This window comes from Lichenicola cladoniae (assembly GCF_013201075.1).
In the GTDB taxonomy this organism is placed as follows: Bacteria; Pseudomonadota; Alphaproteobacteria; order Acetobacterales; family Acetobacteraceae; genus Lichenicola; species Lichenicola cladoniae.
This window is the reverse complement of record NZ_CP053708.1, coordinates 1213901-1236523: the sequence shown is the minus strand read 5'-3', so window position 1 is coordinate 1236523 and position 22623 is coordinate 1213901. Positions and strand designations below refer to the sequence as shown.

Here is a 22623-nt window from a genome sequence, read left to right as displayed (position 1 = left end):
GACGCCTTGCCTGATGTCTGGGCTCAGGGACGTCCCAGGTTACGCGAAATAAATCCCATTATCCCAACGCTGCCTGCGTGATGCCGGACGGCCATGACCCGTCATCACGGATCGCCTGCTCGACGATCGCAGCTGTCGCCAGCAGCATCGCGTCCTCATGCGGCCGGGCGATCAGTTGCAGTCCGAGCGGTAGCCCTCCCAAACCCCGGGCGAATGGCAAGGTGACGCTCGGGCATCCCAGCAGCGTCACGAAGCGGTTGAAGGCCGGATCCCCGGTCGACCCGAACGCCACCGCCTCTCCCGCCGCCGACGGCAGGACGAGCACCTGGCTGGCGCCGAAGAGCCCATCGAAGTCGAACCCGTTCCGCGCCGACCTGGCGGCCCGATAGGCGTCATCGGTGGGAGCGGCGCCCGACAGGAACTCCCGCAAGGATTGCGGCAGCAACTCGCGGTGCTGGAGCCATTCGGTCGCGAGATCGCGGGTCATCTCGAAGCGCATGATCGTCGCGTGCAGGACGTCCAGTGCAGCCGGCGGAGATGCGACTTCGGCGGCTCCGAGTGCTGCCGCGCACAGCAGGAAGGCATCGCGCATTGCCTCATCGGCCCGCTCCCAATGCACGGTGCGGCAGGAGCCGAGGCGGCTTGCGGGACGGGACGGGGGTTCGCCGGTCAACGCCGCATGGATCCTGCAGGTCGTCGCGATGTCGCGCGACATCCAGCCGACCGTGTCGAGCGTTGGCGCCGAGGCGGCGACGCCGGCAAGCCCGAACAACCCATGCGTCGGCTTGTAGCCGACGATCCCGCAGAAGGCGGCAGGACGCGCGATCGAGCCGGCCGTCTGTGTTGCGAGTGCCGCATCGACATGCCTGTCCGCGACTGCGGCGGCCGAGCCGCTCGAGGATCCTCCGGGCGAGCGCGACAGGTCGTGCGGATTGCGGGTCGCGGCGGGGTCCAGGAAGGCGAATGCCGTGGTCACCGTCTTGCCCAGCACGATCGCGCCAAGCGCCTTGAGGCGCGCCACGATCGCCGCGTCGGCGAAGGCGTGCCGCTCCCTGAAGATCGGACTTCCGACGCCACACGGAAGACCCCCGACATCGATGATGTCCTTGACCCCCAGCAGAAGACCTCGAAGCGGCGCGGCATCATCCGCCCGTCGCGCCTGCTGCCGCGCCCCGGCCGTATCGACATGCGCCCAGGCGCCGAGCGCACTATCGCGCAGCGCAATGCGTGCGAGCGCGCCTTCGACCCGATCCGAAAGCGTCACGCCGTCGGATCGTTCAGCAGGTTCTTCGCGACCTTGCAGATGTAGGTGTATTTGGGATTGACCACTTGCGTGCAGCGGGCTTCGGCGATCTGGCCGAGAAAAAGATAAGCCTCGACCTCGGTGAAACCGTACTCGTCGGCCAGCCAGTAGACCATCTCCTGGAATGCCGTCCGCATCGCATCCTCGAGCGGCCGTGCGCAGCCGAGCGTCGCGATATGTGTCGCGGTCTCGATCCGCGGCCAGGTGAGACGCGTGGGCTTGTCCACCAGCGCCACGCTGAAGGTGACGCGCGCGCCGATTTCCGTCGCACCCATCCCGACGCACTCGCCGTCGCCCTGCAGGGCGTGGCAGTCGCCGACATAAAGTCCTGCGCCGTCCTGGTGCACGTCGAACGTGATCGTGCTGCCCGGGCCGATTTCCTGCACGTCGAGATTGCCGCCATGCACTCCGTTATCCACGGTCAGTACGCCACCATGCACGGGTGCCACCCCGAGCACGCCGACCATCGGCTTGATCGGCAGCTTCCTGGTGTCGCTCCAGTGCACGACGCCGTCCGAAACGCGCATGGCACGTGTATGGTGCCCGAACTCCTTGTTTCTCACCCAGTCGGGGAACATGCCGGATCCCGGATACAGGGCGGTATAGCCGATCTCGTCCAGCTCCATCTCGTGGATCGTGACGGCAAGAGCCTGGCCGCGTTTCGCCCCCTCCACGAACAGCGGTCCGGTCGCCGGATTGACGAAGGGGAAGTGGACATTGGCTGGGGTGATCTTCGAATCGGTCGAGGTGATGATTCCCGCATTGCAGTTGATTTCGCATTCGATGCGGATCATCTCGCCGGGCCGTATGGTCTCGATACACGGCTCACCGCTGGCGAGCGCATATTTCAGGTTGCCGTCCTTGGAAATCGTGCGGATCATTGGATTGTTCTTCTCTCGATGGATTCAGGAAAGATCATGGCGCCATGGGAGCAGCATTCGCTCGACATGCGTCACGACGCTGGACAGGATAAGCGCCAGGACCACGGTCACGGCCAGCTCCGCGAATACCGCGGAAATCGCGTAGAGGCTGCCCGACTTGAAGATCTGGTGGCCCAGCCCCTGTGTCGAGGACATGAACTCGCCGACGATGGCGCCGACGAGCGCGAACCCGACCGTGAGCTTCAGCCCTGCGAAAATATCCGTCATCGAGGCCGGCACGACGAGAAGGCGAAACACCTGTGACCGGCGTGCGCGGAGCGACAGCATGAGATTGATCTGGTCGGGATCGACGCCGAGCGCGCCCTTGTAGGCGATGATGATCGAGACGACCAAGACGGACAGCGTGGACATGGCGACTTTCGACGCGAAGCCGGTTCCGAACCAGATGATGGTGATCGGCGCGAGTGCGATGATCGGGATCGACCCGAGCGCCAGGATGAACGGCTGCAGCACACGGGAAATGAACTTCGAATACCAGAGCAAAAGCCCGAGCGTCGTGCCGATGACGTTGCCGAGCGCGAAGCCGGCCAGAGTCTCCAGCGCGGTGGTCGTGAGATCCGTCCATAGCGAGCCGTTACGGACGGCTGCGACAAGCGCCGTGGCGATCCCCGAGGGCGAGCCGTAGAGGAATGCGCTGACCGCGCCCGTCGCGGTCTGCCATTGCCAGATCGCTATGATCAGGGCGAAGCAGAGAAGCTGGCAGAGCAGAACCTGTATCCGCTGACGCCGCCGCCGCACGACGGCTTCCGAGACACGCGCACGTGCCCGCGCATCAACGGATATCGAGTTCTGTCCAGATTTGTCGGACATGGTGCGCGAACCCCTTGCTTTCGCGAAGCGCGATAAGATTGCTGCGGTCATCATCGAGATCGATCCTGTGTTCGGATACGATTGTGCAGGGCCGGCGTGACAGGACGAGGACACGATCGGACAGGCTGACGGCTTCCTCGACATCGTGCGTGATGAGCAGGAGCGAGCGCCCCAGCTCACGCACGAGCCGAAGCGTGTCCCGCTCGATCAGGATCTTCGTCTGGAAGTCGAGAGCCGAGAACGGTTCGTCGAACAGCAGCACGTCCGGTTCGGGTGCGAGCGTTCGAGCAAGCGCCACCCGTTGCCGCATGCCGCCCGACAGCGTCGACGGGTAGTGTCCTGCGAACGCCGCGAGCCCGAGCTGGTCGAGCAGTGCGTGGGCCCGCGCGGTGTTCGCAGCGCGGGTGCCCCCCTTCACCTCGAGGCCGAGCATGACGTTCCCGAGTGCCGTCCGCCACGGCAGCAACAGGTCTTTCTGCAGCATGTATCCGACGCCGGGAGGCACGCTGCCGATCTCGTGACCATTCCAGAGCACGGCGCCCCGGCTCGGCTCGGTGAGGCGGCAGAGAAGGTTCAGAAGCGTTGTCTTGCCGCAGCCGGACGGTCCGACCAGGCTGACGATCTCCCCGGGGGCGAGCGTGAACGAGATCGAGCGGATGATCTCGAGCTCGCTCCCGTCGTCCGACAGGAAGTCCTTGCCGAGATCATGTGCCTCGAGCAGTGCTTTCCGCTTGCCCGGGGCCTGGGCCAACCCGCTCAGCCTGCAGCCGCTTTCCTGGCGAAGCTGTTATCGACGATCTGTTCGAACTTCGTCGTGCCTTCGATGTTCTTCAGATACACCTGCATCTTCATCAGATTATCCCACTGAGCTTCGTCGACCACGACGGACTCCGACGGGATTCGGTACTGCAGTTCCGTGTCGATCGCGTTGTCGATGACATCAGGCGGAAGCTGGGGGAACTCCTTCCGGGCGACCTGCTTGGCGAAGGCCGGATCGGCATACGTCCGTCGCATCGCCTGCTGGAACCCGTTGCAGAGCGATTGGATGATGTCGGGATTTCCCTTGATCGTGTTGTCGAGCACCATGATCCCGGTGTTGCAGAACGGACCGATCGCATTCGAGAAGTCGAACACGATGTGCGCGCCCTGGGATTTCGCCTGTGCGACACCGGGCTGATAGGCAATGGCGACATCGGCCTGTCCGGCCAGCATGGCGCCGATCTCGGTACCGGGCGAGACCTGGATGATCTGCACGTCGCGGCCGATCACCAGTCCCGCCTGCGTCAGCAGACGTTTCGTCACGCTGTAGTTGGTGTTCGGGTCGGGCGATGTGACGATCCGCAGACCTTTAAATTGCTTTGGATCGGTGATCGGCTTGAGTGTCTCCGAGACCCCGAAATACTGCGCCCGCTGCACCACGCTGCCGACGACCTTGCCCGGCCCGCCTTTCTCGACGGAAATCGGAACCATGGTCGGGTCGCCGATGCCGAACATCGCCGAGCCACCGAGCACGGCGGCGAAGGCCTGGGTATCCCCGCCTGCCGCCGACACGTTCAGCTTGATGCCGTTCTTCTCGAAATATCCTGCGTGCTGGCCGACATAGAGATCGATGTAGCCGAGATTATGTACGGCTTCGACGAACGTGACCTCGCGAGTGGCGGCGCGGGCGAGGCGTGGCGCCGTAAGGGACGTCAGCACGGCCGCACCTGCAGCCTGAAGAGCACCGCGCCGGGAAAGTCCAGGGAAAGGCAGTCCGATCATCGTTTTTACCGCCGACTTGTTACGAACCTCCGCATCGCAAGAGCCGTGCCGCGCCGTGGCTCGCGGCCACGACACGCTGCGAACCGCCCTGCGCGCCATGCGATAAGCGTGCATTGTGCATAATGCACGCTTATGAGGCGCACCCTGCCCTTGGAGCACCAGCTTGCCTCACGGTATGGGAACGACCGAACTGAAGTCGGATTTTCGGGGACGAAGTATGGACAGCAGACGACCCCAGACGGCCCGGCAGTATGTCGTCGGAGTGCTCCGGACCGAGATCCTCAGAGGCACGCACCAGGCTGGAGCGCGTCTTCGGCAGGAGGAGGTTGCAGCCCGTCTCGGCGTCAGCACGACGCCGGTGCGCGAGGCCTTCCGCGATCTTCTGGCCGAAGGGTTGATCGGACTGGACACCCATCGCGGCGTTCTGGTTCGCGGCCTGACGCTGGCCGACGTCCGCGAACTCTATGAGCTTCGCATCCTGCTCGAACCACGGCTGGTGGTCAGCGCCCTCGCCTTGGCATTGCCGGGGGATCTCGCCGCCGCGGAAGCCACCCATCTCCGGCTCTGCGCCGAGCTGGACCCGGAGCGATGGGCCGGGCTCAACGTGGTCTTCCACCGCGAGCTGACGCTGTCCGCTCCGGACGGGAGGCTGGCCCGGATCGTCGCCAGCCTGGCCGAAGCGGCCGGTGCCTACGTTACCCTGTCCATGCATGCATCCAAGGAACTGATGGCGTTCAACAACGCCGATCACGCGGAGCTGCTGCAGCATTACCGGAACGGCGATGCCGAGGTGGCAGCGCGGAAAACCGCGGAGCATCTCGAGCAGACATTGCGCGCGATCGAGGAGAATGTGCAGGCGCGTCTGACCCGGTCGGATCGCATCGTCTGACGCAGAGGCAATGCAGGGTTCGACTCAGCAGGCGCGATTCCCGGCGGTCAGACACCTGTCGGCGCGAGGTGCCTTTCTGATCTCGAGCGATCAGAACATGTCGTCCTGTGCAGTCCCGCTACTTGGTGCCGAATAGCCGGTCGCCGGCATCGCCGAGGCCCGGCCGGATATAGCCATGCTCGTCGAGTTCGCGGTCGATCGCCGCCGTGATGACCTTCACGTCCGGATGCGCCTCGGTGAAGGTGGCGAGCCCCTCTGGCACCGACAGCAGGCACACGAAGGCGATCTGTTTCGCGCCCGCCTGCTTCAGCTTGGTCACCGCCACGACCGCGGAGTGGCCGGTCGCCAGCATCGGATCGACGACGATGCAGAAGCGTTCCGAAAGATCGTCGGGCAGCTTGATGTAATATTCGACCGGCTCCAGCGTGTCCGGATCGCGGTAGAGGCCGATATGCCCGACCCGCGCGGCCGGGACCAGGTCCAGCATCCCGTCGAGGATGCCGTTGCCGGCGCGCAGGATCGAGACGAAGCACAGCTTCTTGCCGGACAGCATGGTGGCGGTCATCGGCTCGAGCGGTGTCTCGATCTCGACCGGTTCCAGCTTCAAATCGCGGGTCGCCTCGTAGGCCATCAGCAGGCTGATCTCGCGGGTCAGCCGCCGGAAACCCGCGGTCGACGTGGTGACCTGACGAAGACGGGTCAGCTTGTGCTGCACCAGCGGGTGGTCGAGGACGACGACGTTCGGGAAGCTTGCCATGTCCATCGTCTAGCATCGCCGGGCCGAAATGCCATCGGTGCCGTTGCCGAAACAGCGGTTCGTCGGGCACGATTGTTGAAAGACCGGCAACGGGGGATGATTTGAGAGTTTTAGACCAAACGCGGCGGGCCTGGCTCGCCGTGGCGGCCATCGGCGTGTCGAGCGTCTGGCTGGCAGGATGCTCGTCGCTGTTGACCGAGGGCTCGGCCGCCGGCGCGGGCGTCGGCGGCGCGGCGGTGGCCAGTGCGATCACCAGCAATGCGGCAGTCACCACGGGCATTGGCCTCGGCGCGCAGGCGGTGGCATCGGCTGCGGTGCAGTCCTTGGAGAAATCCGTGCATCACGCCGAACAGCAACGGATCGCCTCGGTCGCCGGCCGGCTGCCGGTCGGCGGCAGCGGCCCATGGCGGGTGGACCACGACATCCCGATCGAGGCGAACGAGCATGGCGAGGTCGCGGTGGTCCGGCTGATCGGCAACGACGCGGCCGGCTTGTCGTGCAAGGAGATCGTCTTCTCGGTCGATTACGTCCGTGAGAAGCACCCGGCCCGGCGATTCTATACCGCGTCGGTCTGCCAGGCCGACGGAACCTGGCATTGGGCCACCGCCGAACCGGCAACGTCGCGCTGGGGCGCCCTGCAATGAGCGGCGCCGCGCGGCTCGGCATGATCGCGATGGCCCTGCTGCCGCTGCAGGGGTGCGGGTCGATCGGCAGCGGCGCCGGTGCGGTCGTCGGGGTCGCGGTCGGGACGGCGAGCGTCAATCCGGTGGTCGGGACGGCGGTCGGGCTCGGCACCAAGGCGGCGGTCGATGCGCTGGTGCACTACATCGCGCGGGTGCAGCAGGAAGGCCAGCAGGATGCGATCGCCGAGGTCGCGGGCCGGCTCCCGCCCGGTGAGGCAGCCGAGTGGCACATCTCCCATACGCTGCCGTTCGGCGATGCACACGGAACCCTTCGGGTCGCCGGTATGATACCGAACCCGCTGGCCGACTGCCGCGAGGTCGTGTTCACCGTCGTCGATGGATACCGCCACGCCGACTACGTCACGACGGAATGTTCCGAGCCCGGGTCGGGAAGCTGGAACTGGGCGCAGGCGGAACCGGCGACCGAACGCTGGGGCTTCCTGCAGTAGGCCCCGGCGCCCGGTGATCGTTCAGCCAGCTGCGGGCTCGAACGCCAGCGACACGCCGTTCATGCAATAACGTTCGCCGGTCGGCTTCGGTCCGTCCGGGAAGACGTGGCCGAGATGGCTCTTGCACTTGGCGCAAAGCACTTCGACCCGGCGCATGCCGTGGCTGGTATCGACCAAGTTCTCGACCGCACCCTCGATCGGCGCGAAGAAGCTCGGCCAGCCGCTGCCGCTCTCGTACTTGGTGTCGGAGCTGAACAGCGCGCTGTCGCAGACCGCGCAGTGGAACAGGCCGTCGCGCTTCTCGTAGTTCAGCGGGCTGGTGCCGGCGCGCTCGGTGCCGTGCTCGCGCAGCACGTGGTACTGCTGCGGCGTCAGTCGCTGGCGCAGGGTTGCGTCGTCGAAGGCCTCGGTGCCGCCGGCAGAGGTCTCGGGCGTGGTTGAGCTGCTCATGTGCGGGTGCTCCGGGTTCGTTGAGTTCGAGGGGATCGTGTTCCCGAAAGATTGGACCGGACGTGCCGGCGCGCAACCCGGGTTCGCCGGCTGCGCTGTGCCACGAGGATCACCAGAGGAGGCGAGCCTTGGACGAAGACAAGAAAACCGACGTGCCGACGACCACCGAGGAAATGGAAGACGACGCGCTGGAAGATACCTTTCCGGCAAGCGACCCGCCATCGACCGGTGGCAGCACCGGCCCGAACGACCCGACGACGACCGGCCCCAAGACGGCCCACTAGATCGTCGTGACCCTGGTTGCCCGATCCGGTCCCTGACACCGATCGTTCGGGCAGTATGCTCCCGGGGCTGCGGCCGCTGCGGCGATCCGCACGGTTCGCAGCCTCGGAGTTTGATGGCACAATCGCTCCCGACCTGTCGTTCGACCGGCCGAGGAGATATCGATGCCAGCCACCATCCCGACCCGCCAGGCCAGGCGCCCCGTGATGCTGGTGATTCTCGACGGCTTCGGCTGGCGCGAGGACAGCACCGAGAATGCGGTGGCCCAGGCCGAGACACCCAACTTCGACCGGCTCTGGGCACAGGGGCCACGCTCGTTCCTGCGGACGTGCGGGCACGATGTCGGGCTGCCGCTCGGCCAGATGGGCAACTCCGAGGTGGGCCACCTCAATATCGGCGCCGGCCGGGTGGTGATGCAGGAGCTGCCGCGTATCACCATGGCGGTCGAGGATGGGTCGCTGGCGCAGGCACCTGCCCTCCGCGCCCTGATCGCATCGCTGCACGAGACCGGCGGCACCGCGCATCTGATGGGGCTGGTATCGCCGGGCGGCGTGCATTCGCACCAGACGCACGCGGCCGCCCTTGCCCACATCCTGGTCGATGCCGGCGTGCCGGTGGCGTTCCACATCTTCACCGACGGCCGCGATACGCCGCCGCAGTCGGCGCGTGCCGACGTAGCGGAACTGCGCCGCTCCTTGCCGCCGCAGGTTCAGCTCGCGACGATCTCCGGTCGCTACTATGCGATGGACCGGGACAAGCGCTGGGAGCGCGTGCAGATGGCCTACAACGCCATCGTGTCCGCACACGGGCCGCGCGACCAGGATCCGGACCAGGTGCTCGAAGCCGCCTATGCGTCGGGCATTACCGACGAGTTCGTCCCGCCGACCGTGCTGCACGGCTATGACGGCATGCAGGACGGCGACGGCATCGTCTCGTTCAACTTCCGCGCCGACCGGATCCGGCAGCTGATGAACGCGATCCTGGACGTCGAATTCTCGGGCTTTCCCCGCGAGACGCCGCCGCAACTGGCCGGCGTGGTCGCCATGACCCGCTACAGCGACGACCTGGCCGACCGGCTCGGCGTGCTGTTCGCGCCGCAGAACCTCGAGGACCTGCTCGGCGAAGTCGTGGCCAGGGCGGGACGACGCCAGCTGCGCATGGCCGAGACCGAGAAATTCCCGCACGTCACCTACTTCCTGAATGGCGGCCGCGAGGCGCTGCTGCCGGGCGAGGACCGCATCATGGTGCCCTCGCCGAAGGTCGCGACCTACGATTTGCAGCCGGAAATGTCGGCGCCGGAACTGACCGACAAGGCGGTCGCGGCGATCGGGACCGGCCAGTACGACCTGATCGTGCTGAACTACGCCAACCCGGACATGGTCGGGCATACCGGCAACCTGCAGGCGGCGATCAAGGCGGTGGAGACCGTCGATGCCGGGCTCGGCCGCCTTGTCGCGGCGGTCGATGCACAAGGCGGTGTGCTGCTTGCCACCGCGGACCATGGCAACTGCGAGATGATGCGCGACCCGGTCACCGGCGAGCCGCACACCGCGCACACGCTGAACGCGGTGCCGCTGGTGCTGAGCGGCCGGGTGAACTCGACGCTGGCCGACGGACGGCTCGCCGATCTGGCGCCGACTATCCTGGCGCTGATGGGGCTCGAGCAGCCGCTGGCGATGACCGGGCAGTCGCTGATCGCCGGCGGCTAGAGCGTCATCCGGCGAAGGGGGACAGTTCGGCCGGATACCCGATGCTGGTGAGCCGCCGCGCATGAACAACGCTTCGGGCACCGGCTCCCCCTGCCTCGCTGCACGCCGGCCGAGCCCGATCGATCCCGGGCCGGCGCCCGTGATGCGCCTGCGGCGGATCCTGGTGGCCGGGATGCTGGTGCTGGTCGCGCCGTCCATGTCCGTGGCGCGCCCGCCGGACCAGAGGGTGCATCGCCACGCCGCGCCGCAACCGGCGTCGCACCATGCGTCGCGGCGGGACCGGTCCGTGGAGCAGCGGCGCCTGCAGGCGCAGCGGCAGGCGCTCTCGGCGCAGCGGCTCGCGGCAAAGGGACTTGCAAGCCAGGCGACGGCCCGCCTTGCCGCGGCCAGGCTGCGGGCGGAGCAGGACCATGCCCATGCGACTGCGCTGTCCGACGCGACCGTCGCCGCCGCATCTCGGGTGCAGGATACCGAACGCAATGCCGCGGCCGCATCGGACCGGATCGCCGCACTCGATGGCGAGGCCGACGTGGCCCGGCGTGCGCTCGCCGCCGATGCCGCGGCCCTGGCGCCGCTGCTGCCGGTGATCGAGCGGCTGTCGCTGTATCCGTCGGAGACCTTGCTGGGCGCACCGGTCAGTCCGGACGACGCGATGACCGGGCTCATGGTGCTGCGCGGCCTGGGCGGGGAGCTCGAACGGCGCGCCCGGGTCCTGCGCCAGGAGCAGGCAAGGCTGACGGCGCTGGGCGTGCAGCTCGACCAGGAGCAGGCGCGGCTCTCGGCGCTGCAACGTCATCAGGCCGAGCAGCAGGTGCAGGTGGCGGCAAAAGCCCAGGCCGCCCAGGCGGTGCAGCTCGCATCGAGCGCGGCCGCCGACCGCGCGGCCCGTTCGGCGGCGGACGCCGCGGCCAAGGCAGCGACGCTCGGCGATGCGGTGGCACGGATCGAGGCTGCCGAGAAAACGGCGCAGGCGCGCTTCCAGCAACAGGCCGCGCAGGCGGAAGCGGCACGCCGCCCCGACGATGCCACGGAGGCCCGCGCGAGTGCGGCGAGCCTGGCGGTGCCTGCGGGCCCGGGATTGCAGGAGCAATCCGCCGGGGCGACGGGCTCGGGTGCCAGCCTGGTCGCCGGGCGGGTGGTGCATTCCTTCGGCGACCGGACCGATGGCGGCAAAGCCGCCGGCATCACCTACGCCCCGCCCTCGCTGGCGACCGTCACCGCGCCGTGTGCCGGCCGGGTCGATTTCGCCGGTCCGTTCCGATCGTACGGCCGCATGCTGATCCTGGATTGCGGCCACCAGTACCGGTTCGTGCTGGCCGGGCTGGATCGGCTCGACGTGGCGATCGGCCAGTCGCTGGCACGTGGTGCTGCAATCGGCAGGATGCCGGCGGCGGGCTCCGCAGGCGCATCCTCCGGACTCTATGTGCAGCTCCGGCACGGTGACGCAACGATCGACCCGAGCCGGTTCCTGCAGGCCGGCCATTAAGTGTGCCGAGCCGGTTTTTGTAAGCCGGCGTTAAGTGTAATGTGGTCGAAAGGTGCCGGAACGGGTGACGCGGCCATAATGGCTGTCCGATCGCCCACCGATCTACGGAAGCCTTGCGGCTCAGGCCTCGAACCACCTTCTTCTCTGTCTATTCCAGGAGACGACACCGAATGACGTTGCGAAATGGCCTGCTGCTCGGTACCGCCTTCCTGGTCGGTGCCCTGGCGGGGCCGGAAATCGGCCGGCTTGCAAACAGCCAGGTGTCGTTCGGCACCGCGCTGGCGCAGGAAGTGGACCAGAAGGCGGGATCGAGCTCGGCTTCCAACCCGACCGGGCACGCCGAGACCTATCGGTTGCTGACCCTGTTCGGCGACGTGTTCGAGCGCGTGCGCGCGGATTACGTCTCGCCGGTGACCGACCGCGACCTGATCAACAATGCGCTGAACGGCATGCTGACCGGGCTCGATCCGCACAGCTCCTACATGACCGCCAAGCAGTTCACCGACATGCAGGTGCAGACCAAGGGCCAGTTCGGCGGTCTCGGCCTCGAAGTCTCGTCCGATGCCGGGCTGATCAAGGTGATCACGCCGATGGACGGCACGCCCGCCTTCCGGGCCGGGATGAAGACCGGCGACTACATCATCTCGATCAACGGCAAGAGCCTGGACGGTGTCGACCTGAACGACGCGGTCGATCGCATGCGCGGTGCGCCGGCGACCAAGATCACCCTGACCATCAAGCGGCCCGGCAAGGACAAGCCGTACGACGTCACCATGACCCGCGAGATCATCCACATCCAGGTGATCCGGACCGCGCTGTATGGAAAGGTCGCCTACATCCGCATGGCCTCGTTCGACGAGGATACCGAGTCGGGGCTGCGCACCGGCTTCGAGAAGCTCAAGAAACAGGCCGGCGGCAAGCTCGACGGCGTGATCCTGGATCTACGCAACGATCCGGGCGGGTTGCTCGACCAGGCGGTCGGGGTCTGCGACGACTTCATCACGTCCGGCGAGGTCGTCTCCACCCGTGCCCGCCATCCCGAGGACAGCCAGCGCATGAACGCGCACGGCACCGACATCACCGGCGGGTTGCCGCTGGTGGTGCTGATCAACGAGGGGTCGGCGTCCGCCAGCGAGATCGTCGCCGGCGCATTGCAGGATCATCGCCGCTCGGTCACCGTCGGCACGCGGTCGTTCGGCAAGGGTTCGGTGCAGACCGTCATCCCGCTGGCCGGTGACAACGGCGCCATCCGCCTGACTACGGCGCGCTACTACACGCCGTCCGGCCGCTCGATCCAGGGTCTCGGCATCACCCCCGACATCAAGGTTCGCGATAGTCGGGAGGACGACAGCAAGTTCATGCTGCGCGAAGGTGACCTCGCCCACATCATCAAGAACGAGGGCGGCACCCAGGTGCCGGCACAGCCGCGCACCGACCTGCCGGCGATTGCCAAGTCGATCCCCGACGCGCCGCCCGTCAATTGGCCGGCCTTCGACCCGACCAAGCCGGCGACCGACTTCCAGCTCCAGCAGGGCCTGAAAGTGGTCAACGCCATGGCGGGCAAGCCGACCCTCGCGGTGGCCGACGCGCCAGCCACTGTTCCGGCCAAGACGCCGCCGACCGGTTCGCCGTAACATGCACCCGGCCGGTCGCGTACTGGTCGGGGTCTGGGCGACAATCCTGGTCCTGGGCGGGGGCGGAGCTTTGCTCCTCCAGGTCATGGGGCCGCCTGGTATGCACCCAGTGGCCAGGCCGGTCCCGACGCTGAAGCCGATCCTGGCGACTGCGATCATACCGGCCATTCCGCTGGCGGCCGCTCCGCAGCCGGTTGCGGTCACGGTCGCGCTGGCCGCCCCCGACCCTGCCCTGCTCGAACCGGCGCCCGATTTCAACGGACGCATGCTGCCTCGCATCGCCGCGGACGGACGCAGGCCGGCCGATGTCTATGCCGCACACCCCGGCCTGCCCGCGCATGGCGCGGTCGTGGCGGTCCTGGTCGAAGGACTGGGCCTGTCCGACGCCGTCAGCCGCGCGGCGGTCGACGATTTGCCCGCCGCAGTCTCGCTGGGCTTCTCCCCCTACGCCCCGGCGTTCGACCAGGCTGGGCAGAGCAGCCTGGCCGATGCTGCCCGCCGGGCCGGGCACGAGACGCTGCTGTCGCTGCCGATGGAACCGGCCGGCAGCCCGCTCGACGATGAGGGTCCGCAGGCGCTCAGCACCACGATCGATCTCGACCAGGACCGTCGTGCGCTGCAATGGACGCTATCGCGGCTGCAGGGCTATGTCGGCGTGACCAACGCCCTCAGCGGCCTGCGTGGCGATCGGTTCGCAAATGCCGGCGCCTTCGAGATGGTGGCCAAGGCGCTTGCGGCGCGTGGGCTGATCTACGTGGATGCCGGCACCGGGGTGCATACGGGCGATGCCGTGCCCGTCCGCGACCGGGTCGATGCCGATCTCACCATCGACGATCAGCCTGATGCCGCCGACATCGAGGCGCGGCTGTCCCGGCTCGAGCAGATCGCCCTGACCCAGGGCAGCGCACTCGGCATCGCCGGTCCGCTGCGGCCGGTCACCATCGAGCGGCTGCAGGCCTGGAGCCGGCATCTGGCCGATCGCGGCGTCACGCTGATTCCGGTGACCGCGCTGCTGGCCTGGAGGCGCGCCGACGCGTCCAGGGTGCATCCGGTCATGGCCCACCTTCCGATCCCAGCCAATCCAGAGCGACCGCTATGACCGATGACTTTACCCACCTTCCCTATCGCCCCAATGTCGGGGCGGTCCTATTCAACCGGGACGGCCTGGTGCTGGTCGCCCGCCGCGCCAACCTTCCGAACGCCGAGGGCTCGCCCGGCGTCTGGCAGCTGCCCCAGGGCGGCATCGATGCGGACGAGAACCCGGCCGTCGCGGTGATGCGCGAACTCAAGGAAGAGGTCGGCACCGACAACGCCGAGATCCTCGGCTTCCATCCGGACTGGCTCAGCTACGACCTGCCGCCCGCGCTGATGGGCAAGGCATTGCGCGGCCTGTTCCGCGGCCAGCGGCAACGCTGGTTCGCGCTCCGCTTCAAGGGCGACGACCGCGAGATCCGGCTCGACCTCGATCCGCACCCCGAGTTCGATGCCTGGAAGTGGGTGTCCCTGGACACGCTGCCGACGCTCGAGGTCGGCTTCAAGAAGGCAATCTACGGCATCCTGGCGACCTCGTTCGCGCAGTACGCTGCCCGATGAAGCTGACCAGGCGGCGGCTCGCCTGTCTCGGCGCAGGCACGGTCCTCGCTGCCGGCACCGCACGTGCTGCCGGTCATGCCGACCTCACCCTGATCCTGATGGGCGACCTGCACTCGGGCTATGCCTGGTCGTCTCGCCTGCTGGCAGCAATCCGCCAGGCCGCGCTGAGCGCCCGGGGCGAGGTGCGAATCGTCGTGAACGGCGACGTGTTCGAGCACAATAATGCGGTCAGCCGCCGCAACGACGGTCGCATCGACCTGGCTTTGATCCGCGCCTTCGCCGGGATCGCACCCACCATCGTCACCATCGGCAACCACGACAGCGACCTGTTCGACCCGCGCGAGTTCGCGGCACGGATCACCCAGGCCGGCGCCACGGTGCTGACCGACATCGTCGATCCCCGCGATGGGCGTCCGTACGGTCCCGCATCGATGACCGTCACCGTCGCGGGCCGGAAGGTCACGTTCGCCGCACTCGGGACGCCGGTGCTGGCGCTGTATCCGCCGCAGTATCGTGCGGCCTACGGGGTGCCCGACCCGGAAGCCTATGCGGCGAACCGGTTGCCCGCGTTGTTCGGCGATGCCGACCTGCCGGTGGCGCTGGTACATGCCGGATTCCTGGCGGACCGGACCGTGCTGCCGCACCTCTCCGGCGCGTTCCTGCTGCACGGGTCGCACGATCACCTGCGCTTTTCGCAGAAGCTGGGACAAGGCCTGCATCTCCACAGCGGGGCGTGGTCGAACGCGTTCCAGGTGGTCACCGTCCGCTTCCAGGCAAGCGGCCCGGTCATGTCCGTACGGGACGTCGTGCTGGACACTAAATCGCCACAGGATCCGCCCATGCAGCGTCTGGTCGCGGACCAGCGGCGGCAGAACCTGCAACCGGCGGATCGCGCCGTGCTGGGACATCTGCCGCACGCACTGGGCCTCGACGCCAGCGTGTTGCGCGCTGCCGGCTGGGTCCGTGTGGCGGCCGATGCGGAGATCGGGCTGCTGTCGCACACCACCTTCGGCGACGGTCTTCCGGCCGGCCCGGTCAGCGCCGAAAACCTCGCCTCGTTCATGCGTTTTGACGGCGGCATCTCGATCGGCGAGATCCCGCGGGCGAGGCTGGCCGGCGTGATCGCCCGGTCCAACCAGTTCGATGGCAGCACGCCGTATGCACGACGCACCGGCGACTATCTCTATGCGACCGCCATGCCTGCTGCGGCGGCGCGTGACACGGTGAAGGTCGCGATCAACAGCTACGCGGTCTCCACGCCAGCCAACCGCATCGCGATGCTGGGCTGGGACGCGCAGGGCTTCGCACCGGCCTTGTCGGCGTCCGGCTCGACGCTGACCCTCGGCCACATCATTTCAGACGGTCTCGCCGCGGCCTGACAGGTCGATCCGGTTTCGCAACCCTGGTGTCGACATCCCGTTTGCGTGGCTCAAAGCGCGGGGAACACGGCAATGCTGGCACTGGCCTGGAAGCTGCTGAAGGACACGGTGAACGGCTACATCGAGGACGACGCCCTCTCGCGAGGCGCGGCGATCGCCTACTACACCGTGTTCTCGATCGCGCCCGTGCTGGTCATCGTCATCAGCATCGCCGGCCTGGTCTACGGTGAGGAAGCCGCACGCGGCGCCATCGTCGGGCAGTTGCAGGGCATGATGGGACATGACGGGGCGGAGGCAATCCAGACCATGGTCGCCTCGGCCAGCAACAAGAAGAGTGGCACGGTCGGCACCATCCTCGGCTTCGGGGCGCTGCTGCTCACCGCTTCGGGCGTATTCGGTGAAATGCAGAGCGGGCTCAACCGGATCTGGAAAGCGGAACCGACCACCTCGACCGTCTCGCGACTTGTCCGTGCACGCGCGGTCAGCCTCGGACTGGTGGCCGCACTCGGCTTCCTGCTGATGGTGTCGCTGGCGGTCAGCGCGGCGGTCACCGCGTTCGGGCACATGCTGCAGAGCGTGCTGCCGGACATCGACCTGTTGTTCAGGGCGCTGAACTTCCTGATCTCGTTCGGGCTGATCACCGTGCTGTTCGCGGCGATCTACAAGATCCTGCCGGACAAGCCGACCACGTGGCACGATGTCGGCGTCGGCGCGGTCGCCACTGCGTTCCTGTTCACCGTCGGCAAGACGATCATCGGCCTCTATATCGGCAGCAGCCAGGTCGCCTCGTCCTACGGCGCCGCCGGGGCGCTCGTGATCGTGCTGCTGTGGGTCTACTACTCCGCGCAGATCTTCCTGCTCGGTGCGGAATTCACCCGCGCCTGGGCCGCCCATCACGGCAGCCCCGCGGCGATCGAGGCCGGGCCTACAACGAGTACTCCGGCGTCCTGAAGCGGCGATGCCGACACGCGCTATCACTGCTCTAACACTTCCGGATTTTGAAAAGCAGCCTGTTCCCTCTACGTCTGGACCTGTTTCGAATGTCGCGAACGACTGGATCCCGATGACCAGGACGCTTTTCCATGGGCTGTGCGCATTCCCGATGACCCCGGCGGATGCCGAAGGACATGTAGAGGCATCCGCGTTCGCCGGGATAATCGAACGGCTTGTCACAGCCGATGTCGACTCGATCGGACTGCTCGGCAGCACCGGGATCTATGCCTATCTGACGCGCGAAGAACGCAGGCGCGCGATAAGGACGGCATCGGACATTACCGGCGGCAGGATACCGCTCATGGTCGGCGTCGGCGCACTTCGCACCGATTCGGCGGTGTCTCTGGCTCGTGACGCCGCCGAGGAAGGCGCGGACGCGCTGTTCATGGCGCCGGTCGCCTACACGCCGCTCACCGAGGCAGAAATCTACCAGCATTACGCAACGGTCGCAGGTGCTACGTCGCTGCCGTTTTGTATCTACAACAATCCAAGTACGACCGGCTTCGTGTTTACCGGTAGCCTGCTGTCACGCCTTGCGACCGTTCCGAACATCCGCGCAGTGAAGATGCCGTTGCCGGCAAACGTCAGTGTGGAGACAGAGCTTTCCGACCTGCGCGCAAAGTCCGCCGGTGCAATCGCGATAGGCTATAGCGGCGACTGGGGCACCGCGGATGCGATGCTGGCCGGTGCCGACGCGTTCTACAGCGTCGCCGGAGGTATCCTGCCGCGGGAGATGCTGAGGATGATCCGTGCGGCGCAGAGTGGCGACGAGGTCGAAGTGCGCCGGATCGACCGCAGCTTCCAGGCTTTGTGGGCGCTGTTCAGGGAGTTCGGTAGCCTCCGGGTCGTCTATGTGATCGCCAGGCAGATGGGGCTTTGCGACGTGGCGCCTCCTCTGCCGGTGCTGCCGCTTCGGGACGATGCCCATACGCGCATCCGGGATGCCGTCGAGGAAATTACTGCCATCGCGGGGTAAGGGCCCCGGATACATTCAGGCTGGTTGGGTAAAGTCCGTCGAACGCGACGTCTGCTCCCAGAACTCCATCTCAGCTTTCATGGTGTCGATCTTGTCCCGGACGAATTGGAGTGCATCGGCGCCGAGATAGAGCCGCACAGGCGGATTCTCGGCAGCAACCAGTCGAAGCAGCGCCTGTGCCGCCTTCGCGGGATCGCCGGGCTGGTTACCGCTCTTGGCCTGCCGCGCCGCACGGAGCGGATCCATGATCGTGTCGTAGTCGGCAATGCTGCGCCCGGCACGGATCATCGATCGCCCGGCCCAGTCGGTTCGGAACTGTCCCGGCGCCAATGAAGTGACGTGAATGCCGAGCGGCTTCAGTTCCTTGCCGAGTGCCTCGGAAATCCCTTCGAGCGCGAACTTGCTGCCGCAGTAGTAGGCGATACCCGGCATGGTGATGAAGCCGCCCATGGAGGTGACGTTCACGATGCGGCCGGAGCGCCGCGCACGCATGCCCGGTAGCACCGCCTTGATCATCGCGACCGCGCCGAACACGTTGGCGTCGAACTGCCGGCGCATGTCCTCCAGCGGGGATTCCTCCAGAATGCCCTCGTGGCCATAGCCGGCATTGTTGACGAGGACATCGATCGGACCGAGCTCGCGTTCCGCCTGGGCAACGGCGTTCGGGATGGCGTCGAAATCCGTGACATCGAGGAGAACAGCGTGGGCCCGATCGGGTGCGAGGGCGGTGAACGCCGATGCGGCGTCGTGATCGCGGACGGTACCGATCAGCCGATGGCCCGCGGCCAGCACACCCGAGGCAAACGCCCTGCCCAGCCCCGAGCTGACCCCGGTTATGAAAAAGGTCTTGATGTCGCTCATGAATGTTCCTCTCGCGTTCCACCGATGGAAAAATAGTGATATCGGTATATCAGATCTATATCACGATATAGATTGGACGTCACGCGGGAGGCATGAGTGAGACAGAGCCTGGCAGAACCATCGCGGCCGACGCTGCGGGACAGGAACCGGCAGATCGCCCGCGACGTCGTCCTCGACGCGGCCGAGCGCCTGCTCCAGCAGGGCGAGCCCGCCGATTTTTCGATGCGTGCGCTGGCAGCCGAGGCTGGCGTCGGATTTGCAACGCCGTTCAATCATTTCGGCAGCAAGAACGCGATCATGCAGGCCTTGTCGTCGCGATTGATCGGGCGGATGGCGACGCGTTTCCGCGACGAGGCACCCGATGGGGATACGGTCGACCGGGTGCTGGCGATGGGGCGGATCAGTATCGCGCTGCTGCTGGAAAAAGCTGCCGTCCACAAGGCGGTGGTCGGATCGCTCGGCGTCGCCAGCCCCATGCCCGCATCGGTCCGGCAGAACTCACGGGAGCTCTGGTCGCTGGCGCTTGGAGATCTTGCAGGCGTGACGGACGACCTGAAGGAACTTGCCCAGGCCTTGCTCGCGGATCAGCTTGCCTTCAGTTTCCGGGGCTGTGTCTCGTTCTGGATTGCCGGCGAGCTGCAGGACGAGAACCTGGGTCGTGCCGTCCAAGCGGGCGCCTGCATCAGTCTGCTCGGCTTCACCGGTGCGAAGCGTCGCGCCGATCTGATCGGGCAGCTCCGGTAGCGTCTCCGCACCAGGCGCTTTCGATCCCGCGAGACGAACCTATTTCGCGGCCGGTTTCCCCCCGCTGACACCGGGCTTCAGCAGGAAGCAGAACGGCACCACCGCGAACGCGATCAGCGAGAACAGCAGGAAGCAGTCATTATAGGCGAGCACCGTCGCCTGCCGCACGAACTGCTGGTAGATTTGGTGCTGTGCGCCCGCGTGGATCGAGGCCGGCGGCCGCCCAAGCCGCTGCAGCAGCATCTCGCTTCGATGGATGTACTCGTTGTACGGCTGGTAGAACGGCGTCATCCAATGCGTCATGTGCGCCTCGCGCACCTGGGTCCGCTGGGTGATCAGCGACGTGCTCATGGCAATTCCGATCGCCCCGAACACGTTGCGGAACATGCTGAACAGTGCCGACGCGTCGCCATTCATCTCGCGCGGCAAGGTTCGGTAGGCAATCGTACTGATCGGGACGAACAGGAATCCCAACGCCGCGGTCTGGGCCAGCCGGAACATCACCAGGTGCTTGAAGTCGATCTGCAGGATGAGATGCGATGAATAGACCAGCGACGCGCCCATGATCGTGAAGCCGGTCGCGATGATGTATCGGGTCTCGACATGCTTCATCGCGATGTTGACCAGCGGGATCAGGACGATGATCCCGAGACCGCCCGGCGACAGGATCAGCCCGGCCAGCGTCGCCGTGTAGCCGACCACCTGCTGCGCGAACTGAGGCACCAGCACCGCACTCGCGTACAGCACGATCCCGACGACGCCGATCAGCATCGCACCGATCGCAAAGTTGCGGTCGCCGAGCACGCGCAGATCGACGGCTGGGCGCTTGGTCGTCAGTAGCCACCCGACCGCGCCCAGGATACCGGCCACACTGAGCACGGCCAGGACACAGATGAAGGTCGAGCCGAACCAGTCATCGTCCTCGCCGCGATCCATCATCACCTCGAGGCATCCGAGCCCGATGGTGATCAGCGACAGTCCGATCAGGTCGACCGGGGTCTTGCGCATGCGCGCCCAGGGCGGATCCTCGACCAGCGCGCTGACCGCGAGGGCGGCGAAGATCCCGACCGGGACGTTCAGGAAGAACACCCAGCGCCAGGAGAAATTATCGGTGATGTAGCCGCCGAGTGTCGGCCCGAGTACCGGGGCCACGATGGTGGCGATCGCGGTGATGGCGAACGCACCGCCACGCTTGGCCGGCGGGAACGTATCCAGGATGATCGATTGCTGGTTCGGCTGCAGCCCGCCGCCGAACAGCCCCTGGAACAGCCGGAACACGATCAGCTGCGGCAGGCTGGTCGCCACGCCGCACAGGAACGAGAACACCGTGAACATCACGATGCAGATCAGGAAGTATCGCTTGCGTCCAAGCCGGCGTCCGAGCCAACCGGAAATCGTCAGCACGATCCCGTTCGCCGCCAGGTAGGAGGTCAGCGCCCAAGCCGCATCGTTGTAGGACGTCGAGAGATCACCCGCGATATGCGGCAGCGACACGTTCACGATCGTCGTGTCGAGGATCTCCATGAAGGCGGCGAGCGTGACGACGATGGCGATCAGCCATGGATTGCCCTTCGGCTTCCAGTCCTGGTCGCCGGCGGGCGCTCCCGCCTTCGTCGCCGCGCCGCTCACTTCACGTCGACCGTGGGCTCGACCGAAATGCCCAGCGGCAACGGAGCCAGCGGATCGAGTCCGCTATCGATGATCACCTTGACCGGCACGCGCTGGACGATCTTGACGAAGTTGCCGGTGGCGTTCTCCGGCGGGAAGGCGCTGAAGGCCGCACCCGAACCGAGCTGCACGCTGTCCACATGTCCGCGCAGCTTGAGTTGCGGATAGGCGTCGACCGAGATGTTCACCGACTGGCCTGCACGGATGCGGGTGATCTGGGTTTCCTTGAAGTTGGCGGTGATCCAGACGTCGGGCTCGACGATCGAGAATAGCGACTGGCCGTTCTGCACGTAGTTGCCGCGCTCGACGTTGCGCTGGGCGATCCAGCCATCGTGCGGCGCACGGATGACCGTCCAGCCGAGGTTGAGGTCGGCCTGTACGACCTGCGCCTGCGCCTGGGCCAGGGACGCCGTCTGCTGGGCCACCCGCGTCTGGGTGGTGCCGATGTTGGGAACCACGGGGCTCGACTGCTGCAACTGGCCCTCTGCCTGCAGCACTTGCGCCTTGGCCTGGTCGAGTGCGGCGGTCGAGTAGTCGACCTGCTGCTGCGAGGTGGCGGCACGCTCGATGCTGTGCTGGCGCTTGTAGTCGGTTTCGGCGCGGAACTGCTGCGCCTGCGCCAGGAGCAGCTGGCCTTGGGCCTGCTTGAGCTGGCCCGGAAAGGTCTGCCTTGCGACTTCCACGTTGAACCGCGAACTGGCCAGCTGGCCCTTCGACTGGTCGAGGGTCGCCTGGGCCTGGTCGCGGGTCGCCTGGTAGTCGCGCGGGTCGATCCGCAGCAGCACCTGGCCTTCATGCACGAACTCGTTGTCGTTGACATCGAGTTCGACGACGTAGCCGGCCACGTGCGGCGCAACGGTGATGGTGCGGCCCGAGGTAAAGGCGTCGTCGGTGCTCTCCTCGCCGCGCGTCGTCAGCCAGAAGTAGAAACCGCCGCCGACCAGCACCAGGAGGAACAGCACGAGCCCGATCTTGACGTAGGGCTTGGACGCCTTGCGGTCGGCGTCATGCTTCTCCTCTTTTTTCTTGTCCTCGCTCCCCTGATCGGCGGGCTCGGCTTCCTTCTTGTCGGACGCCTTCGGATCATCATCGCGATGGTTGTCCTGGCCGCCATCATGCTGCTGGTCGTCTTCAGCCATCCTGCCCCCGGGCGCGTAAACCTGGCCGAGCATCCGCTGACCGATCGGTCAAATTGCCATGGCAGGCTCCGGTCGGCAATGGCGGCGGCATTTTTCGCCGTAGCAGGATCGTGATG

At 66.5% G+C, this 22623-nt stretch carries 23 protein-coding genes; 13 read left to right on the top strand and 10 right to left on the bottom strand.

Annotated elements, in window-relative coordinates:
• Nucleotides 1-58: 58 nt before the first annotated feature.
• Genes HN018_RS05645 through HN018_RS05625 form a run of 5 tightly spaced genes read right to left on the bottom strand, consistent with a single transcriptional unit; the run spans nt 59 to nt 4752 of the window.
• A complete protein-coding gene (locus tag HN018_RS05645; protein WP_171834588.1) occupies nt 59-1264 on the bottom strand; it encodes an amidase family protein in 1206 nt (401 codons plus the stop codon).
• Nucleotides 1261-2184 carry an acetamidase/formamidase family protein gene (locus HN018_RS05640; protein WP_171834587.1) on the bottom strand — a complete coding sequence of 308 codons (924 nt, stop codon included), beginning with the start codon at nt 2182-2184 and terminating at the stop codon, nt 1261-1263. Before HN018_RS05640 ends, HN018_RS05645 begins: the two co-directional genes overlap by 4 nt.
• A gap of 24 nt (nt 2185-2208) precedes the next feature.
• Nucleotides 2209-3054 carry an ABC transporter permease gene (locus tag HN018_RS05635; protein ID WP_171834586.1) on the bottom strand — a complete coding sequence of 282 codons (846 nt, stop codon included), beginning with the start codon at nt 3052-3054 and terminating at the stop codon, nt 2209-2211.
• Entirely contained in the window at nt 3017-3805 is a 789-nt protein-coding gene (locus HN018_RS05630) for an ABC transporter ATP-binding protein (RefSeq protein WP_204259682.1), read from the bottom strand. The genes HN018_RS05635 and HN018_RS05630 overlap by 38 nt, the downstream gene beginning before the upstream one ends.
• A gap of 5 nt (nt 3806-3810) precedes the next feature.
• The gene (locus HN018_RS05625) at nt 3811-4752 is read right to left on the bottom strand and encodes an ABC transporter substrate-binding protein (RefSeq protein WP_204259681.1); all 942 of its coding nucleotides are present in this window, start codon (nt 4750-4752) and stop codon (nt 3811-3813) included.
• A gap of 280 nt (nt 4753-5032) precedes the next feature.
• Between HN018_RS05625 and HN018_RS05620 the strand changes: the two genes are divergently transcribed.
• The gene (locus HN018_RS05620) at nt 5033-5704 is read left to right on the top strand and encodes a GntR family transcriptional regulator (RefSeq protein WP_171834584.1); all 672 of its coding nucleotides are present in this window, start codon (nt 5033-5035) and stop codon (nt 5702-5704) included.
• Nucleotides 5705-5822: 118 nt separating this feature from the next.
• Here the strand turns inward: HN018_RS05620 and upp are convergent, their stop codons facing one another.
• Nucleotides 5823-6461 carry a uracil phosphoribosyltransferase gene (gene upp / locus HN018_RS05615; protein WP_171834966.1) on the bottom strand — a complete coding sequence of 213 codons (639 nt, stop codon included), beginning with the start codon at nt 6459-6461 and terminating at the stop codon, nt 5823-5825.
• 140 nt (nt 6462-6601) lie between these two features.
• Between upp and HN018_RS05610 the strand changes: the two genes are divergently transcribed.
• Nucleotides 6602-7105: a hypothetical protein gene (locus HN018_RS05610; RefSeq protein WP_171834583.1), complete on the top strand. Its 504-nt coding sequence runs from the start codon at nt 6602-6604 to the stop codon at nt 7103-7105.
• Nucleotides 7102-7593 (top strand): hypothetical protein, encoded by a 492-nt coding sequence (locus HN018_RS05605; RefSeq protein WP_171834582.1) that lies wholly within the window; start codon nt 7102-7104, stop codon nt 7591-7593. Before HN018_RS05610 ends, HN018_RS05605 begins: the two co-directional genes overlap by 4 nt.
• 21 nt (nt 7594-7614) lie before the next feature.
• Here the strand turns inward: HN018_RS05605 and msrB are convergent, their stop codons facing one another.
• Nucleotides 7615-8043: a peptide-methionine (R)-S-oxide reductase MsrB gene (gene msrB / locus HN018_RS05600; RefSeq protein WP_171834581.1), complete on the bottom strand. Its 429-nt coding sequence runs from the start codon at nt 8041-8043 to the stop codon at nt 7615-7617.
• Between the two features lie 128 nt (nt 8044-8171).
• Between msrB and HN018_RS05595 the strand changes: the two genes are divergently transcribed.
• From HN018_RS05595 to HN018_RS05555, 9 genes are all read left to right on the top strand, one after another.
• The gene (locus HN018_RS05595) at nt 8172-8327 is read left to right on the top strand and encodes a hypothetical protein (RefSeq protein WP_171834390.1); all 156 of its coding nucleotides are present in this window, start codon (nt 8172-8174) and stop codon (nt 8325-8327) included.
• A 162-nt stretch (nt 8328-8489) separates the two neighbouring features.
• Complete coding sequence (gpmI, locus tag HN018_RS05590) at nt 8490-10034, top strand: 2,3-bisphosphoglycerate-independent phosphoglycerate mutase (protein ID WP_171834580.1); 1545 nt, start codon at nt 8490-8492, stop codon at nt 10032-10034.
• Nucleotides 10035-10095: 61 nt separating this feature from the next.
• Nucleotides 10096-11520, top strand: coding sequence for a murein hydrolase activator EnvC family protein (locus tag HN018_RS05585; protein ID WP_171834579.1), 1425 nt, complete (start codon nt 10096-10098; stop codon nt 11518-11520).
• A 170-nt stretch (nt 11521-11690) separates the two neighbouring features.
• Nucleotides 11691-13154, top strand: coding sequence for a S41 family peptidase (locus tag HN018_RS05580; protein ID WP_171834578.1), 1464 nt, complete (start codon nt 11691-11693; stop codon nt 13152-13154).
• A 1-nt stretch (nt 13155) separates the two neighbouring features.
• Complete coding sequence (locus HN018_RS05575) at nt 13156-14253, top strand: divergent polysaccharide deacetylase family protein (RefSeq protein ID WP_171834577.1); 1098 nt, start codon at nt 13156-13158, stop codon at nt 14251-14253.
• Nucleotides 14250-14747, top strand: coding sequence for an RNA pyrophosphohydrolase (locus HN018_RS05570; protein ID WP_171834576.1), 498 nt, complete (start codon nt 14250-14252; stop codon nt 14745-14747). Before HN018_RS05575 ends, HN018_RS05570 begins: the two co-directional genes overlap by 4 nt.
• The gene (locus tag HN018_RS05565) at nt 14744-16126 is read left to right on the top strand and encodes a metallophosphoesterase (RefSeq protein ID WP_171834575.1); all 1383 of its coding nucleotides are present in this window, start codon (nt 14744-14746) and stop codon (nt 16124-16126) included. Before HN018_RS05570 ends, HN018_RS05565 begins: the two co-directional genes overlap by 4 nt.
• A 72-nt stretch (nt 16127-16198) precedes the next feature.
• Nucleotides 16199-17077, top strand: coding sequence for a YihY/virulence factor BrkB family protein (locus HN018_RS05560; protein ID WP_171834574.1), 879 nt, complete (start codon nt 16199-16201; stop codon nt 17075-17077).
• Nucleotides 17078-17189: 112 nt separating this feature from the next.
• Complete coding sequence (locus HN018_RS05555; protein ID WP_171834573.1) at nt 17190-18095, top strand: dihydrodipicolinate synthase family protein; 906 nt, start codon at nt 17190-17192, stop codon at nt 18093-18095.
• Nucleotides 18096-18110: 15 nt separating this feature from the next.
• Here HN018_RS05555 and HN018_RS05550 read toward each other — a convergent pair whose 3' ends face one another.
• Nucleotides 18111-18956 (bottom strand): oxidoreductase, encoded by an 846-nt coding sequence (locus tag HN018_RS05550; protein ID WP_171834572.1) that lies wholly within the window; start codon nt 18954-18956, stop codon nt 18111-18113.
• Nucleotides 18957-19052: 96 nt separating this feature from the next.
• On the opposite strand from HN018_RS05550, the gene HN018_RS05545 reads away from it, so the two are divergent.
• Complete coding sequence (locus tag HN018_RS05545) at nt 19053-19700, top strand: TetR/AcrR family transcriptional regulator (RefSeq protein WP_239479038.1); 648 nt, start codon at nt 19053-19055, stop codon at nt 19698-19700.
• A gap of 39 nt (nt 19701-19739) precedes the next feature.
• Here the strand turns inward: HN018_RS05545 and HN018_RS05540 are convergent, their stop codons facing one another.
• Both HN018_RS05540 and HN018_RS05535 read right to left on the bottom strand, forming a co-directional pair.
• Complete coding sequence (locus HN018_RS05540; RefSeq protein WP_171834571.1) at nt 19740-21329, bottom strand: DHA2 family efflux MFS transporter permease subunit; 1590 nt, start codon at nt 21327-21329, stop codon at nt 19740-19742.
• On the bottom strand, nt 21326-22507 hold the full coding sequence (locus tag HN018_RS05535) for an HlyD family secretion protein (protein WP_171834570.1): 1182 nt from the start codon (nt 22505-22507) through the stop codon (nt 21326-21328). The genes HN018_RS05540 and HN018_RS05535 overlap by 4 nt, the downstream gene beginning before the upstream one ends.
• Nucleotides 22508-22623 lie beyond the last annotated feature (116 nt).

What these genes read in the sequence shown, in the direction of transcription:
- HN018_RS05640 (WP_171834587.1), bottom strand. Translation starts at nt 2,184, where the DNA reads ATGATCCGCACGATTTCCAAGGACGGCAACCTGAAATATGCGCTCGCC.
- HN018_RS05635 (WP_171834586.1), bottom strand. Translation starts at nt 3,054, where the DNA reads ATGTCCGACAAATCTGGACAGAACTCGATATCCGTTGATGCGCGGGCA.
- HN018_RS05620 (WP_171834584.1), top strand. Translation starts at nt 5,033, where the DNA reads ATGGACAGCAGACGACCCCAGACGGCCCGGCAGTATGTCGTCGGAGTG.
- upp (WP_171834966.1), bottom strand. Translation starts at nt 6,461, where the DNA reads ATGGCAAGCTTCCCGAACGTCGTCGTCCTCGACCACCCGCTGGTGCAG.
- HN018_RS05605 (WP_171834582.1), top strand. Translation starts at nt 7,102, where the DNA reads ATGAGCGGCGCCGCGCGGCTCGGCATGATCGCGATGGCCCTGCTGCCG.
- msrB (WP_171834581.1), bottom strand. Translation starts at nt 8,043, where the DNA reads ATGAGCAGCTCAACCACGCCCGAGACCTCTGCCGGCGGCACCGAGGCC.
- gpmI (WP_171834580.1), top strand. Translation starts at nt 8,490, where the DNA reads ATGCCAGCCACCATCCCGACCCGCCAGGCCAGGCGCCCCGTGATGCTG.
- HN018_RS05585 (WP_171834579.1), top strand. Translation starts at nt 10,096, where the DNA reads ATGAACAACGCTTCGGGCACCGGCTCCCCCTGCCTCGCTGCACGCCGG.
- HN018_RS05580 (WP_171834578.1), top strand. Translation starts at nt 11,691, where the DNA reads ATGACGTTGCGAAATGGCCTGCTGCTCGGTACCGCCTTCCTGGTCGGT.
- HN018_RS05575 (WP_171834577.1), top strand. Translation starts at nt 13,156, where the DNA reads ATGCACCCGGCCGGTCGCGTACTGGTCGGGGTCTGGGCGACAATCCTG.
- HN018_RS05570 (WP_171834576.1), top strand. Translation starts at nt 14,250, where the DNA reads ATGACCGATGACTTTACCCACCTTCCCTATCGCCCCAATGTCGGGGCG.
- HN018_RS05565 (WP_171834575.1), top strand. Translation starts at nt 14,744, where the DNA reads ATGAAGCTGACCAGGCGGCGGCTCGCCTGTCTCGGCGCAGGCACGGTC.
- HN018_RS05560 (WP_171834574.1), top strand. Translation starts at nt 16,199, where the DNA reads ATGCTGGCACTGGCCTGGAAGCTGCTGAAGGACACGGTGAACGGCTAC.
- HN018_RS05555 (WP_171834573.1), top strand. Translation starts at nt 17,190, where the DNA reads ATGACCAGGACGCTTTTCCATGGGCTGTGCGCATTCCCGATGACCCCG.
- HN018_RS05550 (WP_171834572.1), bottom strand. Translation starts at nt 18,956, where the DNA reads ATGAGCGACATCAAGACCTTTTTCATAACCGGGGTCAGCTCGGGGCTG.
- HN018_RS05535 (WP_171834570.1), bottom strand. Translation starts at nt 22,507, where the DNA reads ATGGCTGAAGACGACCAGCAGCATGATGGCGGCCAGGACAACCATCGC.